The 16,175-nt window shown below is 60.9% G+C and carries 16 protein-coding genes; 8 read left to right on the plus strand and 8 right to left on the minus strand.

Going from position 1 to position 16,175, the window contains the following annotated elements; all coding sequences use genetic code 11:
- The 6 genes from AB0O52_RS07655 to AB0O52_RS07680 form a co-directional block, all read left to right on the plus strand.
- Positions 1–513: sugar phosphate isomerase/epimerase family protein (locus AB0O52_RS07655; protein ID WP_364535629.1), on the plus strand; the 513-nt coding region annotated here is incomplete at its 5' end.
- Complete coding sequence (locus tag AB0O52_RS07660) at positions 513–1,505, plus strand: Gfo/Idh/MocA family oxidoreductase (RefSeq protein WP_364535632.1); 993 nt, start codon at positions 513–515, stop codon at positions 1,503–1,505. The genes AB0O52_RS07655 and AB0O52_RS07660, both read left to right, overlap by 1 nt.
- Positions 1,506–1,600: 95 nt before the next feature.
- A complete protein-coding gene (locus AB0O52_RS07665; protein ID WP_364535635.1) occupies positions 1,601–2,827 on the plus strand; it encodes an MFS transporter in 1,227 nt (408 codons plus the stop codon).
- 112 nt (positions 2,828–2,939) lie between these two features.
- Positions 2,940–3,767, plus strand: a complete 828-nt coding sequence (locus AB0O52_RS07670) for a Gfo/Idh/MocA family oxidoreductase (RefSeq protein ID WP_364535638.1) — start codon at positions 2,940–2,942, stop codon at positions 3,765–3,767.
- Between the two features lie 96 nt (positions 3,768–3,863).
- Entirely contained in the window at positions 3,864–4,613 is a 750-nt protein-coding gene (locus tag AB0O52_RS07675) for an SDR family oxidoreductase (protein WP_364535641.1), read from the plus strand.
- A gap of 88 nt (positions 4,614–4,701) precedes the next feature.
- On the plus strand, positions 4,702–5,166 hold the full coding sequence (locus AB0O52_RS07680) for a VOC family protein (RefSeq protein ID WP_364535644.1): 465 nt from the start codon (positions 4,702–4,704) through the stop codon (positions 5,164–5,166).
- A 160-nt stretch (positions 5,167–5,326) separates the two neighbouring features.
- Here the strand turns inward: AB0O52_RS07680 and AB0O52_RS07685 are convergent, their stop codons facing one another.
- From AB0O52_RS07685 to AB0O52_RS07710, 6 genes are all read right to left on the minus strand, one after another.
- Positions 5,327–6,187 (minus strand): carbohydrate ABC transporter permease, encoded by an 861-nt coding sequence (locus tag AB0O52_RS07685; RefSeq protein WP_364535647.1) that lies wholly within the window; start codon positions 6,185–6,187, stop codon positions 5,327–5,329.
- Positions 6,184–7,077, minus strand: coding sequence for a sugar ABC transporter permease (locus AB0O52_RS07690; protein ID WP_364535650.1), 894 nt, complete (start codon positions 7,075–7,077; stop codon positions 6,184–6,186). The genes AB0O52_RS07685 and AB0O52_RS07690 overlap by 4 nt, the downstream gene beginning before the upstream one ends.
- 94 nt (positions 7,078–7,171) lie before the next feature.
- Positions 7,172–8,329 (minus strand): extracellular solute-binding protein, encoded by a 1,158-nt coding sequence (locus AB0O52_RS07695; RefSeq protein WP_364535653.1) that lies wholly within the window; start codon positions 8,327–8,329, stop codon positions 7,172–7,174.
- A gap of 805 nt (positions 8,330–9,134) precedes the next feature.
- Entirely contained in the window at positions 9,135–10,544 is a 1,410-nt protein-coding gene (locus AB0O52_RS07700; RefSeq protein WP_364535656.1) for an aldehyde dehydrogenase family protein, read from the minus strand.
- A gap of 48 nt (positions 10,545–10,592) precedes the next feature.
- Positions 10,593–11,396, minus strand: a complete 804-nt coding sequence (locus tag AB0O52_RS07705) for a MoaF C-terminal domain-containing protein (RefSeq protein ID WP_364535659.1) — start codon at positions 11,394–11,396, stop codon at positions 10,593–10,595.
- 44 nt (positions 11,397–11,440) lie between these two features.
- Positions 11,441–12,826, minus strand: coding sequence for an APC family permease (locus AB0O52_RS07710; RefSeq protein WP_364535662.1), 1,386 nt, complete (start codon positions 12,824–12,826; stop codon positions 11,441–11,443).
- 289 nt (positions 12,827–13,115) lie between these two features.
- Between AB0O52_RS07710 and AB0O52_RS07715 the strand changes: the two genes are divergently transcribed.
- Complete coding sequence (locus AB0O52_RS07715; protein ID WP_364535664.1) at positions 13,116–13,718, plus strand: TetR family transcriptional regulator; 603 nt, start codon at positions 13,116–13,118, stop codon at positions 13,716–13,718.
- 35 nt (positions 13,719–13,753) lie between these two features.
- Here the strand turns inward: AB0O52_RS07715 and AB0O52_RS07720 are convergent, their stop codons facing one another.
- Positions 13,754–15,061 (minus strand): NAD(P)/FAD-dependent oxidoreductase, encoded by a 1,308-nt coding sequence (locus AB0O52_RS07720; RefSeq protein WP_364535667.1) that lies wholly within the window; start codon positions 15,059–15,061, stop codon positions 13,754–13,756.
- 35 nt (positions 15,062–15,096) lie between these two features.
- Entirely contained in the window at positions 15,097–15,447 is a 351-nt protein-coding gene (locus tag AB0O52_RS07725; protein WP_364535670.1) for a cupin domain-containing protein, read from the minus strand.
- A 127-nt stretch (positions 15,448–15,574) separates the two neighbouring features.
- On the opposite strand from AB0O52_RS07725, the gene AB0O52_RS07730 reads away from it, so the two are divergent.
- Positions 15,575–16,165 (plus strand): TetR family transcriptional regulator, encoded by a 591-nt coding sequence (locus tag AB0O52_RS07730; RefSeq protein WP_364535673.1) that lies wholly within the window; start codon positions 15,575–15,577, stop codon positions 16,163–16,165.
- The last annotated feature ends 10 nt before the right edge of the window (positions 16,166–16,175 follow it).

Below are 16,175 nucleotides of genomic sequence, written 5' to 3' on the forward strand. Positions count from 1 at the left end.
GAGACCCTTGCCCCCGAAGCCCAGCAGGCCGGCGTCCGCCTTTGCGTGGAGAACCATTTCGGCACCATGACCCAGACGGCAGCGGACACAGCGGCCCTGGTCCGGGAAATTGCCCACCCGTCCGTCCGGGTGCTCTATGACCAGGCGAACCTGACCTTCACGCACGACGAAAACTACGAAGAAGCCTTCGCTGTTCAAGGAGACCTGATCGGTCACGTCCACGTGAAAGACCTTGTCTTCACGGATCCCAACGCGGCCTTCCGTGCCACGGAAACGGCCAGGGTCAACGCCTCAGAGCGGGCCGTACGGTCCCGCGTTGTCGGAAGCGGCGTCGTTCCGTGGTCCCAGATCCTCGCCGCTCTGCTTCAGCACGGCTACGACGACGTACTGAGCATCGAGCTTGAATACCGTTGGCACCCGCAAGACCTCCCCGCACCCGAGGACGGATTCAAGGAATCCGTCGCCGTTCTGCGCTCAATGCTCACTGATCCGGCCAAAGTAAGGAATGCCTGATGAACGCCAACCACCTCCGCGTCGGCGTTATCGGCGCCGGAAACATCGCCACCATTGCCCAGCTGCCTACCCTCGTGCAACGCGACGACGTTGAATTGGCTGCCTTGGTTTCCCGGCGCGAGGATCCAAGCAGCCTGGTCCGGCGCTGGGGCTTCAACTCTGCGTACAAAACGGTGGAGGACATGCTGGCCGCACAGGAGCTGGATGCGGTTTTCGTCTTGACCCCGCGTTCCGAACATGCCCACGCCGTCCAGCTATGCCTCAGCCGTGACGTCGACGTGTTCTGCGAGAAGCCCCTGGCTCCGGCAACTGGTGAAGCGGAACGTCTGGCCGATCTCGCCGACGAGCGCGGACGGATACTGATGGTTGATTTCAACCGCCGGTATGCACCCGTCTACACAGCCGGCCGGGAAGTCTTTGGCACCAACGGCGCCACTTTCTGCGTCGCCCAGAAAAACCGGCCTGGATCGGAATACCGCGCGACATTCGAGAACGCGATTCACATGGTCGATCTGCTCCGCTGGTACTGCGGCGGGGAACCCGTGGATGTCGCCGCGCATGCAGCCGGCAATGACCAGTGGGAAGAAGACGGGGTCGCGGCCGTCATCCGCTTCAGCACGGGCAACACCGGAGTGCTGATGGCAGCTCGAACCGCCGGTGCCTGGAATGAAAAACTCGACGCCTACGGCGACGGGAAGACCGTCGAGGTCAGGGCACCGGAGACGGTTTCGACCACTGTCCAGGGAGTCACCACATCCCGGGAACTCAGCGCCGAGGCGTTTGGCTGGGCCACTGCGACGGACACCCTGGGCTTTTCTGCCGCCGTTCACCATTTCCTCGACCGGGTCGCCGACCGGGCGCAGCCGCTGACCTCAGGCCGCGAAGCTGTCTACACCCAACGCCTGCTCGACCAGATCCTCGCGGCCTCCGGCTTGCCGACGGAGGAGCAAGCCGGTCGGGAATGGGCCAGCCATGCGGTAAACGCAAGCTAAGTCCAACCGAGCTTGAACAAATCTGCTGAAAATAGGGAGGTGCCGACATAGCTCAACTTCGCCTCCGCCAGGGCAGACCACAAGCCGGAGGAGCGGTGAGCCAACCGCCGCGCGGCCGGCTCACCGCTCTTGCTGGCATCCTGCTGGTCGCATTCAGCGCCAGAGAAGCGGTTTCGGCGGTGTCCCCACTCCTTCGTCCAATAAGCGAGGACATTCCCCTCGACGCCGTGACGACAGGGACCCTGGGCATGCTGCCGACCGCCGGCTTCGCCGTGATGGGGTTCGTGGCCCTTCCACTCCTGCGGCGTATCCAGCTCGAACACCTGCTGCTGGCCTCGATCCTGCTGACAACACTGGGCCAGGTCGGCCGCGCACTGGCAGGTAACGTCCCGGCCTTTTTGGCCTTTACCGGGATCGCAATGCTGGGGATCGGGGCGGCTAATGTCCTCACTCCGCCTCTGCTGATGAAGTATTTTCCCGACCACATGGGGATCGTCGCGGCGCTCCACGTAACACTCCTGGGGGCAAGCACGGCCGTGGCCGCCCAAGGTGCCAAACCCTTGTCCAACCTCTATGACTGGCGGTTCTCCATTGGCATTTGGGCTGTGTTCAGCGCGGTCGCCGCCGTGCCTTGGCTGATTATTCTTGCACGCAAGCAGGATGTTGCCCGGTCCGAGTCACCGCCGGTCAGGCCACATCCCGCTGCAAGCACGGTCAAACCCTGGGGATCATCAATTGGCTGGGGTGCTGCACTGATCTTCGCAGGGTTCTCGAGCAATACTTTTGCGGCACTCACGTGGCTTCCGGCCGTTCTTGTCGACAGGGGAATGAGTCAGGAAACGGCGGGATCCATGCTGGCGGTCTATTCAATCCTCACCGTGCCTGTCGCCCTGATTGTGCCACTCGTAGTAGTGAAAATGTCCCGCCCGCTACCCGTGGCAATCCTCTTTGTCGTCGCATTCGCTGTAGGTTACGGAGGCATCATCTTCGCTCCACCCGCCACCGCGATGGTGTGGGTCGTTATCGCCGGACTCGGACAAGGCGTGTACTCGTACGCGTTCACGCTGATCAATAAGCGAACACGAACGCAAGCCGGTTCGGGGGTCCTGTCCGGGTTCGCCCAGGGAGCCGGCTATGCCCTCGCGAGCGGCGGCCCGTTCCTTTTCGGTCTGCTGCACGATCCGGGGGATAGATGGCTGCCTTCGTTCGGCATGCTTGGAGCCTGGCTCCTGGTGCTTTTGGCAGGAGCCCTGATGGTGAACAAGCCGCGCCTGCTTGAAGACGAACGCGGCCGGGAAAGCCCCGCCCAGAGACATCCTTGACACACGCTTTTCACGACCATATGTTTGTTGCAATCGATCTCAGCAACCGATCTCAAAGGAGAGGTTCGATGTTTATCTGGTTCATTTCCGGCTTGACCTTCGGCGTCAAACTATGACCCCGCTGGGCCATGCCCCGCGCGTCGCCGTCGTCGGAGCGGCCGGCTGGGCGGGATCACGGCACGCGCGGGCATTGGCCGCGGCAGTTGCCAAGGTCACCATTCTGGTGGAGAAGGACGATCGCGGCTTCGACCTCGCTCAGGAGCTGGACGCACAGTTGGTGGCCAGTCCAGCCGAACTCCACCCAGAAGACTTGGACCTCGTGGTCGTAGCGCTGCCGACGACGATTCAGCCGGGCATTTGCGCAGATCTGCTGAACAGGGGATTCCGGGTGCTGACGGAAAAGCCGGTGGCACCAGATGCCGAAGGTGGTGCCGTCCTGGCTGCCGCTTCAGGGGTGAACGAGAGACTCATGGTCGGTTATACGCTTCATCAGCATCCTGCAGCATCCCTGGTGGCTCAATGGGTCAAAAGCCAGGACGTGATCGCCGTGGCAATTCGTTCCGCGGCGCACAAACAAAGCATCAACTCATGGCGCGCTGACCCGAAGGTACTGGCCACCAGTACCAGCAGCAGCATGTATGGATCCCCAGTGTCGGAGCACGTTATTTCCACCCTCGACTTTCCGGAGGGTGTCGTAGTCACATTGCAGAGCTATTGGTGTCCCTGGCAGGAGCCTCAAGGTCTCAATCAGGGTGACTGGAGCCTCACTATCGATGTCCTGGCCACTGACTGCCGGATGCTATGCCGGTCTCTTTCGCCCAAGCACTCCGTGCTACAGAAATCGCCGATGCGGTCCTGGCAGCGGCACCATTCCGGGCCGAGGGCATGGGTCGCACCCTCACATCATCGAAAACCTAATCCGCACCCGACCGTTGACTGAACAACCTCAACTAAGGAATTTAGCCATGAAGCGAGCAAGCCACGCCATGACCGCAGGAGAACTGCGGTGCTCCCGCGCCCGGAGCGGAGAGAACTGATGAGCCTCAAAGACCAGGTGGTCCTGGTAACCGGGTCCAGCGGGGGAATCGGGGACGCAGCTGTCAGCGCGTTCACAGCTGCCGGTGCCACTGTCATTGGCGCTGATCGTTCCCCTAAAAAGGACCAGACCTTAGGGGCCTTCTATCCCCTCGACATCACCTCGGAAGAACAGTGCGCATCGGTTGTGCAGGGCATCGCGGCCCAATACGGCCGCATCGATGTCCTCGTCCATGCGGCAGGAGTGCTCGGCACCACCCCCGGCATCATGGAGACAACCACCGATGAGTTCGACTCCATTCTGCGGATCAACGCCTCTGCGACATTCTCGATGGTACGGGAAACGGCCAAGTCCATGCTTGAGTCCGGCACGGCCGGCGCCATCGTGGTCTTATCCTCCGTGGCGGCCAAAGAAGCACGCCTCAACTATCTGCCCTACAACGCAAGCAAGCTCGCCGTCCTGCACATCATGTGGTCCTTCGCCGAATTGCTTGGACCTCAGGGCATCTCTGTCAACGCCATCGCGCCAGGTCCGGTAAACACGCCCATGTGGGCACAGTTCGCCAAAGATTCCGGCCCCGATGCAGCCGCCAACCGGGCGAAGAGGGCGGCACAACTGCCGATGCGCCGGTTTGCCGAACCCGATGAAGTTGCCCGCGCCGTCCTTTTCCTGGCTGATCCCGACAACCGCTACATCACAGGCGTGTCCCTCGACGTCGCAGGCGGAGCACATCTGGGAATGGGAACCTGACCCCCTGCGCCTTGCCTCGCAATCATGGAGGCTCCTTCACTCATCTTTGACCAGATATTTCGATCCAGGCAGGAACTAGAGGTAAAAAATGCATACAGCAATCCGTCATCATCACACTGCTCTGCACGTTGCAGACCTGGAACGCAGCGCCCGGTTTTACGTCGAAGGGCTCGGCTTTACCCGTTTGAATGAGTGGACGTCAGGCCCGTATGTCGGCGAGCTGTACGGCCGTCCGAATGTCAAGGTCAAAGCAATGATGCTCACCGCCGGTGACGGGACTTTCTGTCTGGAACTGGTCCAAGTTGAGGATCCTCCGCCCGCCGTTGATCCGTCGGAAGCGCAGCCTGGCACGGCACATCTTGCCTTCACGGATATCGACTTGCGCAAGGTCTACGCGAGAATGACGAAGCTCGGGTACAGGGCCTTGTCCGAACCGGTCGCGCCAGCGTCCGGACCGGTTGCAGGGGGTCTGCTGATCTACCTGCTCGATCCAGATGGAAATCGCGTAGAGCTTCTTCAGGCGCCCGGCTGGCGCCCGAGCGAAGACTCATAGGTCACTCGCTCTTCCGTAGCCTATTGGCGGGCAGGGTGCACCCTGCCCGCCAATGTTGCATTCACGGATGCAAAAGGGCGGGCCCCATGAGCCGTTGTAAGCGGTCACGGGGCCTGCCTTCTGAGGTTCTTTGGAAAGTGCGGCTGAACGGCGGCTTCAGCTACCCCTTGACACCACCGGATGTCATTCCCGCGACGAACCAGCGTTGAAAAGCCAGGAAGATTGAGAGTACGGGGATGAAAGCAACGACGATGAACGCGGCGAAGAGTCCCCAGAAGCTACCGAAGCCGGTGGTGATGTATCGCACTATGCCGTTCTGGACGGTCTTCATGTCTTCCGTGGTGGCAAGGACGGTGCCCACAAGGAAGTCGTTCCAAACGAATACAAAGATGAAGATTGCCACAGCAGCGATACCGGGCCGGATGAGTGGGAGGATGATGCGCCACAAAATCTGCATACGGGAGCAGCCATCAATTGCCGCTGCTTCCTCGATTTCGACGGGTATGTTCTCGATGAAATTTCGCAGAAACAGGATGGTTTGTCCACAGATGATTGCCGTGTAGACGATGATCAGCATTGGGTAGGTGTTGATCAAGGCGGTCTTGACAAACATTGAGTACAGCGCGATGAAAACCACGATCGCAGGAACCATGGACAGGACCAGAATCCCGGTCATCAAAGTTTCCATGCGGCGGCTCCGGTACCGCGTGGCCACATACGCTGCCGGGATGCAAATGGCGAGGGCAAGGACGATAGAGCCGCCCGCATAGATGAGGGAGTTTGCGAAAAAGCGGATGTTGGTCGACGTCAGGAGACCAACATAGCCCTCGGAAGAGAATGGGGCCGGTATCCACCTTGGCGGGAATTCAAGCGTGCTCGAAGCGGTCTTGAGCGATGTGGATACAATCCATGCGACCGGAGGAAGCACGACCGCGGCGGACAGAATGATGTACGCCCAGACCGGGACTGCGCGAATGAAATTGCCCAGGCGTCGCTGGCGGCGCGGGGTTGTGATGCTCACAGGCTTTCCTTCCGTCGGAAGCGAATGGCGACGAGAGTCAGGACGATATTGACGGCGAAAAGCAGGATTGCCGTTGCAGATGCTCCGGAGAGATCAAACTTGTCGAACATCTGGTTGTAGACACGCATGGACAACGTCTCTGTAGACCCGATGGGGCCCCCTCTCGTGGTGACCAGGATTATGGTGACCATCTGCACGTACAGCATGAGAAGAACGACGACGACGGAGACGATGGTGTTGCGTAAGTAGGGGAGTGTGATGTTCACAAACCCGTGCCAGACACCTCCACCATCTACTCTGAGGCTTTCTCTGAGCTCTTCAGGAATCGTTTGGAGGGCGCCCAGGAAGAGGAGCATGGCTTGCGGGTAGGACCACCAGGCAGTCATCAGGGTTACTGCGACTAGCGCACTGGTCGGTGATGAGAACACATCAGTAGGACCGAATCCGAGGGATTTGGTAATGGCAGAAGCAGGACCGTAATTGGGATTGAGGAACCAAAGCCAGATGGTTCCTGCAGTGGCCTGTGACATCAGCCAAGGCAGCAGGAACAGGCTCCGGACGGAACGCTTGAAGCGGTGAAGATTGTTGAGCACGATCGCTGACAGAAGTCCTGCCGGCAGTGCGATAACCAAGGAGCCGATCGAGAAAACCAAGGTTGTCCATATGCGGCTCGGCAGGTCGGAGTCTGAGAACAATCGGACAAATGAATTCAGCCCCGAGAACTTGCCTATCTGGTAGTAGGTTGTCTCGTGGAGGGCCGTCCACGCTGTGTAGATGAGCGGCCCCACAAAAACAAAGAGGAAGACGGCGCTGACGGGGGCAACGTAGAGCCATACAATTCGATCCCTCCGGACCCGGCGAATAGTTTCGACGCCTGAAGGGGAAGACACGGTCCTGCGTGGTCGTGTGGGGCTTTTTGTTGACATTATCTATGTTCCTTCCGAGGGGAGCCTGATTTCGTCAGGCTCCCCTGATATCGGGCGGCTACTTCTTGTTGGCCGCATCCTGCGCGGAACGGATAAAGTCGTTGCCTGATGAACCTTTGAGGGTCAGTCTCTGCCCGGCTTGGGAGAGGCCAGTGGCAAGCGCGGTCCATGTGTTGGAATAAGTGCGTGGTTTACTGTTGGCCTTGACGTAGGCTGCGATGTCGTTGACGGTCTTTGCCTCGGGAGTGGAGAAGAACGGTTGCTGGTAGGTGGCTGCCCTGGTGGGTACCTCACCGCCCGTTGCCATTAGGGCACCGGCCTCCGGCCCGGTCATGTACTCGATAAACTTCCAGGCGGCCTCGGCGTTCTTGCTGCCATTGCCTATGCCCAAGGTCCACCCAATGGTGGTACCTGTCGTGTCGCCGGTACTGGCTTTAGGCAAGGCCGTCCACTTAAGGTCTTTGTTTTGCGAGCTGAAGGAAACCGCTCGCTCCGTTCCCAAAACTGCCATGGCGACCGTGCCGCTCGCCATGCCGTCAGCTACGGTGCCGTAAGTGTCTGAAACGACGTTGCTACCCAGAGCCTTTGCGTCCCTGAGCTTTGCAAGGAAGTTGCCAAACTCGATTCCTTTGGCCGTCGCGAAATCCGCTTGTCCATCTTTGTTCCAGATTTCTTGGTCAACCTGTGTCATGAAGCAGTTGAAGAAGGTGCTGATAATAGCCGAGTTGTCCGTGTCCGAGAAGCCGGTCCCGAAGCCGGTGAATCCTGCTGCGGCAGCTTTTTGAGCAACGTCGACAACCTGGTCGTACGTGGTGGGAACGGTCGCGCCAATCTGGTTAAGGATCTTTTGGTTGTAGTAGAGGGCGCAGGTTCGATATTCATACGGCACCGCAACTGGTTTGCCGTCAGGGCCAGCAAGAGTGTCGATCGGACGCAGCCAGTCACTCACCTTGGAAGCAGCTTCAGGTAGCGGTGCGTATACGCCGGCAGACGCCATCTGCGGAACGACGGGGGTGTACATCTTAAAGACGTCAGGAGCCTGACCTGCTGCCGCGGCTTGCGGCAGTCTGTTCAACATGTCGCCAAGCGAGACAACGGAGAGGTTGATCTTGATGTCCGGGTTTGCCGCCTCAAACTTGGCAATGTTTTCCTTTAGGGCCTTCGAGCGCGGATTAGCCTGGCTGGGATCGAGGAAGTCCCAGTAATTGAGCGTCACAGCTCCTTTGGGTTCCGAAGCTGAAGGGGAGCAGCCACTGAGAGCGAGGCCGGCTACGACGGCTGTGACGAGCGCCAAGCTCCATCGCTTTTTGATCATGAGTTTCTCCTGAGAACTGGTTTGCCGTTGCGGGAGCATGCCGTGCTCAATCGACGCCTACTAAACGAGGGCCACCGACGGTTGGGAGGAGCCAGTTGATCATCGAGTCTCTCCCTTGAGATCGGTTGCATCTATGAAATTAGCAGTGAGATCGGTTGCTGAGATCGGTTGCAACAAACTTAGGGCCGGAGACTGGCTCTGTCAAGGGAGCATTTGACGCGGATTTGGGAGGTCTGAAATTTGACGATTAGATCCGGTATGTCGGGGCTGGTCACCCTCGATCGTTTCGAAGTGCACTCCAGAGAGTCCCGAGCGATCCAAGCGGGCGCCTGGCCGATCTCAAAGGGCTCTCACTGACTCGCTACTTTGCCGCTCGCAGCAGGCCGGGACTTCCGAGGCTTCTTGCCCAGTACCTGTTGCCGCCGCCGGATTAGGCGGCTTTCGGTTCGTCGCACTTCATTCTTTCCCTGGCTCCACTCCCGGCTAAGTACATGAGCGATCTGCCGCCGCTAGAACAAAGAAACCAGTGTGGACAGACACCCACCGGACTGCTCCGGATTCTGCATTTTCCGCCACATCCCAGTGCTCCACGGCCCTGGAATGCCGCGGTCCGTGCCTCCCAACTGGCTGGCAGTTGTTGTCGTTCTGGGGGCTGAGAACGACAACAACTGCGAGCTGGTTGGGTGGCCCGCGTTTGCGTTGCCGTCTAGCCGTTGATGATTTGGGGTTGGCCGAGGGCTTTGAGGCCTTCGGTGCCGAATTCGAGGCCGTAGCCGGATTGTTTGGCGCCGCCGAAGGGGATGCGGGGGTCGACGTTTCCGTGTTTGTTGATCCAGACGGTTCCGGCTTGGAGGCGGGAGGCGACGCCGCGGGCGGCGTCCGGGTCGGGGGACCAGACGGAGGCGCCGAGTCCGACGTCGAGCGCGTTGGCCATGGCGATGGCCTGGTCGATAGTGGTGTAGCGGATGATGGGCAGGGCGGGTCCGAATTGTTCCTCGGTCACGAGGGGGTTGTTGTTGTCGATGTCGGCGACGAGGGTGGCGGGGTAGAAGTAGCCGGGCTGTGCGGGGTCGGGGTTGCCGCCGAGCAGGATGCGGGCGCCGGCGTCGCGGGCGGCGTCGACGAGGCGGGCGAGGATGTCGTACTGCTGGCGGTTTTGCAGGGGGCCGAGGACGTTGTTCTCATCGAGCCCGTTGCCCATGGGCATGGCGGCGGCCACGGCGGCGAGTTCGGAACAGACGGCGTCGTAGAGGGAGTCGTGGACGTAGAGGCGTTTGAGCGCGGCGCAGGTCTGGCCGGTGTTGATGAACGCGCCCCAGAACAGGCCTTCGGCGATGGTTTTGGGGTCGGCGTCGGGCAGGACGATGCCGGCGTCGTTGCCGCCGAGTTCGAGGGTGAGGCGTTTGACGGTGTCGGCGCTGGAGCGGATGATCGCTTTGCCGGTGGCGGTGGAGCCGGTGAACATGACTTTCCCGATCGCCGGGTGGGAGGCCAGGGCCTGGCCGATGTCGCGGCCGCCGGAGACCACGGTGAGCAGGCCTTCGGGGAGTTCTTCGTTGATCACCGCGGCCAGGGCGAGCACGGACAGGGGCGTGTATTCGGAGGGTTTGACGATGACGGTGTTGCCCATGCGCAGGGCGGGGGCGATCTGCCAGATGGTGATCATCATGGGCCAGTTCCAGGGTCCGATGGCCCCGACGACGCCGATGGGCCGGTAGTGCAGTTCGGCGCGGGTTTCGCCGTCGTCCAGGACGGTTTCGGGGTCGAGCGGGGTGGCGGCGGTGGCGCGGAGCCAGGCGGCGCAGGCGCCGACTTCGAAGCGGGCGTTGGGGCCGTTGAGCGGTTTGCCTTGTTCGCGGGAGAGCAGGCGGGCGAGTTCTTCGGCGGAGCGTTCGACGGCGTCGGCGGCCTTCATGAGCGCGGCGGACCGGGCGTCGTGGCCCAGGCCGGCCCACGCGGGCTGGGCCGCCGCGGCGGCGGCGATCGCGGCCTCGAGGTCCTCGACGGTGTGCACGGGAGCCTCACCCACGGGAGTGCCCGTGGCCGGGTCCAAGATGATCCGGGTTTCGCCGGTGGCAGGGGTGATCCTGGCAAGCAATGAATCGTACGTTTCCATGGGGTCTCCTCTTCGAGTAGCTGGATGAAGCCGTTGCTCGATGTCCGGCTAGTGTTTGTGGGTGTCCTGCGGGTACTCGGTGGTATTCAGCACGCTCAGCCTGGAGTTGAACGGCAGAATCACGGGTTCGGCGGCGGGATCGTCCCATCCGAACATGCGTCCGATCGAGCGCTGCTCGCGGAGATCGACGAGCAGCACGGCCTCAACAGTCATGACTTTCTCTGTCCAGAAGAAGATGTAGAGGTCATCGGCGGCGTCCCAAGTCATGCAGCGGTCCGTGTCGGCGAGTCCTGCTTCGCCGCCCCGGATGCAGTTCCAGGTGAAGGTGCCCGGGTTCAGGTAGATGTGCTCATAGGTTTCAACATCGCTGTAGCGGTAGAAGATCCGCTTTCCGACCAGCCCCGTTGACCGCTGGTGCACAACGGTCGAGCCAAAGGTGTTCGAGTGGCTGAATTCAGTGGTGCTCCGGGTTTTGCCGTCGACGGTGACGAACCTGGAAACGCCGGCGGTCACTGCCCCGGTGTTGCGGTCGAGAATGATGGTGACGTTCTCGGCGTCGACGCCTTGGCCCATGACGAAGTCAATGATGAAGATTCCGGGGCGCGCCTCGATGGCCTTGTAGGTGGCCGTGCCGCTCCGGTTGGCATCACGTTCCGAGACACGCCAGGTGAGAGAGGATGCATCCTCAAAACCGTATTCGGCGGTGGACCCGTCCTGTCCCGGGAGGCGGAGGGTGGTGCCCGCCAGCTCGGGCGACGCCGGGAGGGTCTGGTCTCCGAAGCCATCGAGCATGGCTGATACTGGCGGCCACTGGTCTTCGGGGATGTAGTCCTGAATGTCCGTCGAGGTCATGGTGTGGTTCCTTTTGATAATCATGAGGGGCTTGATGTCGGGTGTTAGAGGATTTCTGCGGCGTAGTCGATCGATGGCTTCTGTTTCCCCCGTAGCAGTCCCGCGACGAGAAAGATCGGTATGCCCAGAAGGAGCCAACGGGCGACTCCGCCGCCACCGCCGAGCAGGGCGTCGTAGTTGTCCAAGGTCAGGTACCCGATGGCGATGAAGGCCAGGACGGACAGTGAAGGAGCGATGACCGTCACCCAGAGATTGTCGCGGACGCCGTTTCGGGCGAAGAATGCGACGATCGCAACCGAGGTCAGAAGCAAGATAGTGATAAAGCCCGCCGTGCCCAGCGCGACGAACCAGGAGAAGACAATGCCGATGGGGTCGGCTCCGGCCAGCAGGAAGGCGCTGATCACGACCAGGACGACCAAGGCGTTGACGAGACCGGCGAAGGACGGCGCTCCCGTTTTGGAGACGGAGGAAAGTTTGGCGGGCAAGGCGCCGGCCCGGCCGAGTGCAAACAGGTACCGGGAGAACATGTTGGACAGGCCCAGGAGCATGGCGATGAAGCTCGTGACAACGAGGACCTGCATGGCAACGCTCAGCCATGGGCCGGCGCTGGCATTGGCGAGGTCAAAGATCATTCCGGCGGGGTTGTTGCTTGCCTCCTGCTGGATGTGGTCTATTCCGATGGAGCCGCTGATCGCCCAGGTGGAGAGCGTGTAGAAGACTCCGACAAAGGCGATGACAAGGTAGGCCGCGCGGGGGATCGTCCGTCGTGGATTTTTCGCCTCTTCGGCGAAGACAACCGTGGCTTCGAAACTCGTGAAGCAGGCGAAGGCGAACAGCAGGGAGATCCCTAGGCCAGGACCGAAGACACTCGATGCGGTGAAACCCTCAAACGTGAAGATTCCCAGCCCCTTCTGGGCAATGAGGGAGATAACCAAGGCCGCGACAACTAGGGTTTCTCCCAGGATCAAGACGCCCAGGACCTTCAGGCTCGCATCGACGCCCTTCATCGTCAGTCCTGCCGTCAATGCCAGGACAACGACTATCCAGACGTAGACGGGTATTCCGATTCCGGTGAGGCCTTCAACCAGTTGCTGGGCGAAGACGCCGAACTGGGACCAGAGGCCTATCTGCAGGCTGAGATAGGTGAGGATGGCGATGCCGGCACCGGCGGTGGCCCATTTGTTATCCAGTCCCTTGGCGATATAGGCGACGAAGCCACCCGCGTTGGTGATGTGGTGGCTCATCCGCAGGTATCCGACGGAGAAGAGCGCAACGAGCAGCGCCGCGATGGAGTAGATCACCGGGGTCCCGGGGCCGCTTGCTGCGAAAAGCACCGGGCTGGCCCCTACAACGGCGGCCATGGGCGCTGCTGCGGCGATGGAAAAGAACGCGACGGCGATGACGCCGAGTTTGTTCGGCCTCAATCGCACTGCGGGAGCGTTTGACACTGGCTCTACTAATCCGAGACCTGCTGAGGTCTCGCCTGGTTCTTGGTTCATGGGCGGCTCTTTCGGAAGCGCAATGGCGGGAAGCCTCATGCGGAAGGTGTGTTAGAAGGCCCGGCTTTCGCGCGCCGATGCGCGGTAGCGGGTAGGTCCGAAGCTCTTTTCGAGGACTGCGGCCCGGGTAGTGATCCCGGCCACATGCAGAACTCTACATCTGTATAGTTTTCTCTGTCAATGGCCTTTCAGTGCGAGCTGACGAGGCTAGACTCGGTCTATGAGCCAGGATTCACGGAGGTTGCCGTACGGAGACGGCCGAGACGCCCTGCTGGCCGCGGTGATCGACGTCGTCGCAGAAAAAGGCCTCAAGGGTGTCACGTACCGCGCGGTCGCCGGCCGGGCCGGCGTGAACCATACGCTTGTCACGCACCACTTCGGATCCATCGAGGGACTTCTGGCCGCCACCATGGAGTGGGCCATTCAGCGCTCCATCGAGGAGACCGGGCTGGCTGGTATCGCGGACTTTGATGAAGGATTCGCCGACTCCCTCATGGCTACGGTGTCGGCTGAACCCGAACTGCAGCTCTTCCAGTTCGAAATGCTCCTCGAGTCCAGGCGCAACCCTAAGATCCTGGCGATGGTGGAGCGGCTTTACGAGACCTACGTGGGAACCGTCGAAGAGGCATTGAGCAAGCGAGGCCTCGACACTACAGGCGAAGCCTCCCTGGCCATCTTTGCCGCCCTGGACGGGCTCATGCTCCAGTTCCTGACGATCACCAACCCCGCGAAAATCAGATCGGCCGTGATCCAGGTGGGCAAGCTGGTGTCCGGACTGCAGAACACTGCAGAGGAATCCCGGCGCCCGGCAACCACCAGCTGAGCACTTGGTCCCGGTCGGTACTGCATCACTTCATGTCAGGCCGAAGGTGCGTCTTGAATGGCGCGGGCTGCCTCGAGGCCGCTTTCGATGGCGCCGTCGATGAAACCACCCCAACCGTTGGCGTAGTCGGAGCCAGCGAAGAGGAGGCTGCCCTGCGGTTTCTGGAAAACCGCCAGAGCCCCGCTGAGAAATCCGGGGCGATGCATGGGCCACGTTTCCCCGGACAAGGGGTCTGCGGTCCAGTCATGGCTTGCGACCCCTAGAACCTCCGCATCAGGCACGAGGAGTTCGAGGGCGGCCTGCACTTGCCGGAGGTCTGTCACGTCCAACCGCGAGGAATCCGGGCCGAAGGCAACGAGAATAGTGTCTCCGTCCTGGTCATACTCTGTTTGGGCAAAATTAAGCTGCCAATCAGCCAACCCCAATGCAACAAGAGGCCTCCGTGCGCCTTTGACTTTGATCCAGGCCTTAATGCCCCTGGAGACCTGGCCCTCAGAAATGGCCTTCGTGCTGGATTCAGGAAGCGGTGGCTCGAAGGAGATACCGCCCATCGCGCCCAAGGGCAGAGTGCAGACCACGTGATTCGCCCGATAGAGCGAGCCGTCGGCCGCCCCGACGGTAGCGCCCGCATCGTCGTGTTTGACCGACACAACCGTCTCATTTAGCCGGATGTCCGTGCCGGCGGCCATGGCTTGGATGAGCGCCCCAGTGCCTCCCTGGATCTTGAATGTGGCGCACGCCTCGAAGCTGACCATCCAGTCGCCGTTGGTGAGGGCGACCCATCGGAGCGCCTGGGTATATGCCGCATCGTCTATTGGTCCGTTGAAGTTCAGCGCCCAGAAGGATTCGAGGATGTCCTTCGAATAATCGGTAATCTGCAGCTCGGCTATTTTCTTCGATAGGGGCGTTGCGTCGATGTCCCTGGCCTCTGGATTGGCCCACGGGGTGAAGGGCTCGGGGAAGTACCGGCGTGCTTCCTCCATGAGCTTCCGGTTGGATGCGTCGATGTCACCCAGGAGTTGCTCCGGGTCGCCTTGGTGTCGCCTTCCGTCCGCCCACCAATAGGCAGTCTCCGGGACCGGGCTCGGCACGGTCCCCAGTCCGTACCTCTTCATTTCCGACCAGACGTGCGGCTGGGTCCAGTGCACCCAGGTGCCGCCTATCTCGAGCGGGCGCCCCAATCGGGTGTCGAGCCAAGTCCGCCCCCCGATGCGGTCACGGGCTTCCAAAACGATCACTGATCGGCCGGACTGGCGCAATTCACGCGCAGTGGTAAGACCTGCGAAACCGGCGCCGATGACAACGACGTCGGTCTGTTCGGTCCGGAAGGTGGTTTCAGTCATGATCAAGCCTTTGGTGGTCGTATTCGGGGAGGGGGTCAGGAGTAGACGAAGAACTCGGTAGTGGTTTCGACGACGGTCCATCGGGTCTGTGCGCCTTTGTTGAATGACGCTGCCGAACCTGGTTTCAGGTCAAAGGTTTCGCTGCCGATGACCTCGATGCGCAGGTGGCCTTCGATGATGTGGATGGTTTCGTCCGCTTCCATGAGCAAGTCGAACGGTTCCGGAGCTTCCTCCTGTGTCACATGCCAAAAGCCAGCCGACAGGGCGGGCCGGTCTCCTTCTCCCGGGCGGCGCACCCACTGCACTTGCCCCAATTCGAACGGCTCGTACTTTTCTGGGTCAAATGCGTCGTGCGCGGTGAATTCAGCGGATGTAGGGGTTGGCATGGCTTCTCCTTGGCGTTGCGATTAGATGATGAAATTAAGCAGATGCTTAGTCGTGTCGTGAGTCACATATAAGCATCCGCTTAGCTTCGCCGTCAAGACTGTTTCAAAGGGCATTAGACTCTGCTTCATGGAAGAATTCGTCAGCGCCGGTTATGGCACCGGCAGAGAAGCCCTGCTGGCCGCAACGGTTCACGTGGTGGCACGGAAGGGGTTGCGGGGCCTCACATACCGTGCCGTCGCTGAGATCGCCGGCGTGAATAACTCGCTCGTGGCTCATCACTTCGGTAACCGGGATGCCCTGATCGAGGCGGCGCTGGAATGGTCGGTCAGCCGATCGATTGGCCTGTCCGGGCTGGAAAACCTGCCCTCGGATAAAGATGATTTTTGCCGCACCCTCATGGCGCTCATTCGCGAAAATCCGGACCTGCAAACGTTTCAGTACGAAATGATCCTGGAGGCGAGGCGGCGCCCGGAACTCGCCGGCGCGGTCCGCCGTCTGTATGAAAGCTACATCTCGGCACTGTCCGTCGGGCTGAGCCGCTTGGGAATCAAGGGTGGTCCAGGAGCAGCGCAGGCCGCCTTTGCTGCCCTTGACGGCCTGGTGCTCCAACTCATCGCGGGGGTGGAGGAAGAAGGGGTTGAGCGTGCCATCCGTTATTTGTGGGGAGTCCTGGCTGGCTCGGACGAAGCTGGATCCCTTTCAAGCCTCGAGGTGTGAAGGGCTACCG

It is taken from the genome of Arthrobacter sp. NPDC080073 (genome assembly GCF_040686575.1).
In the GTDB taxonomy this organism is placed as follows: Bacteria; Actinomycetota; Actinomycetes; order Actinomycetales; family Micrococcaceae; genus Arthrobacter.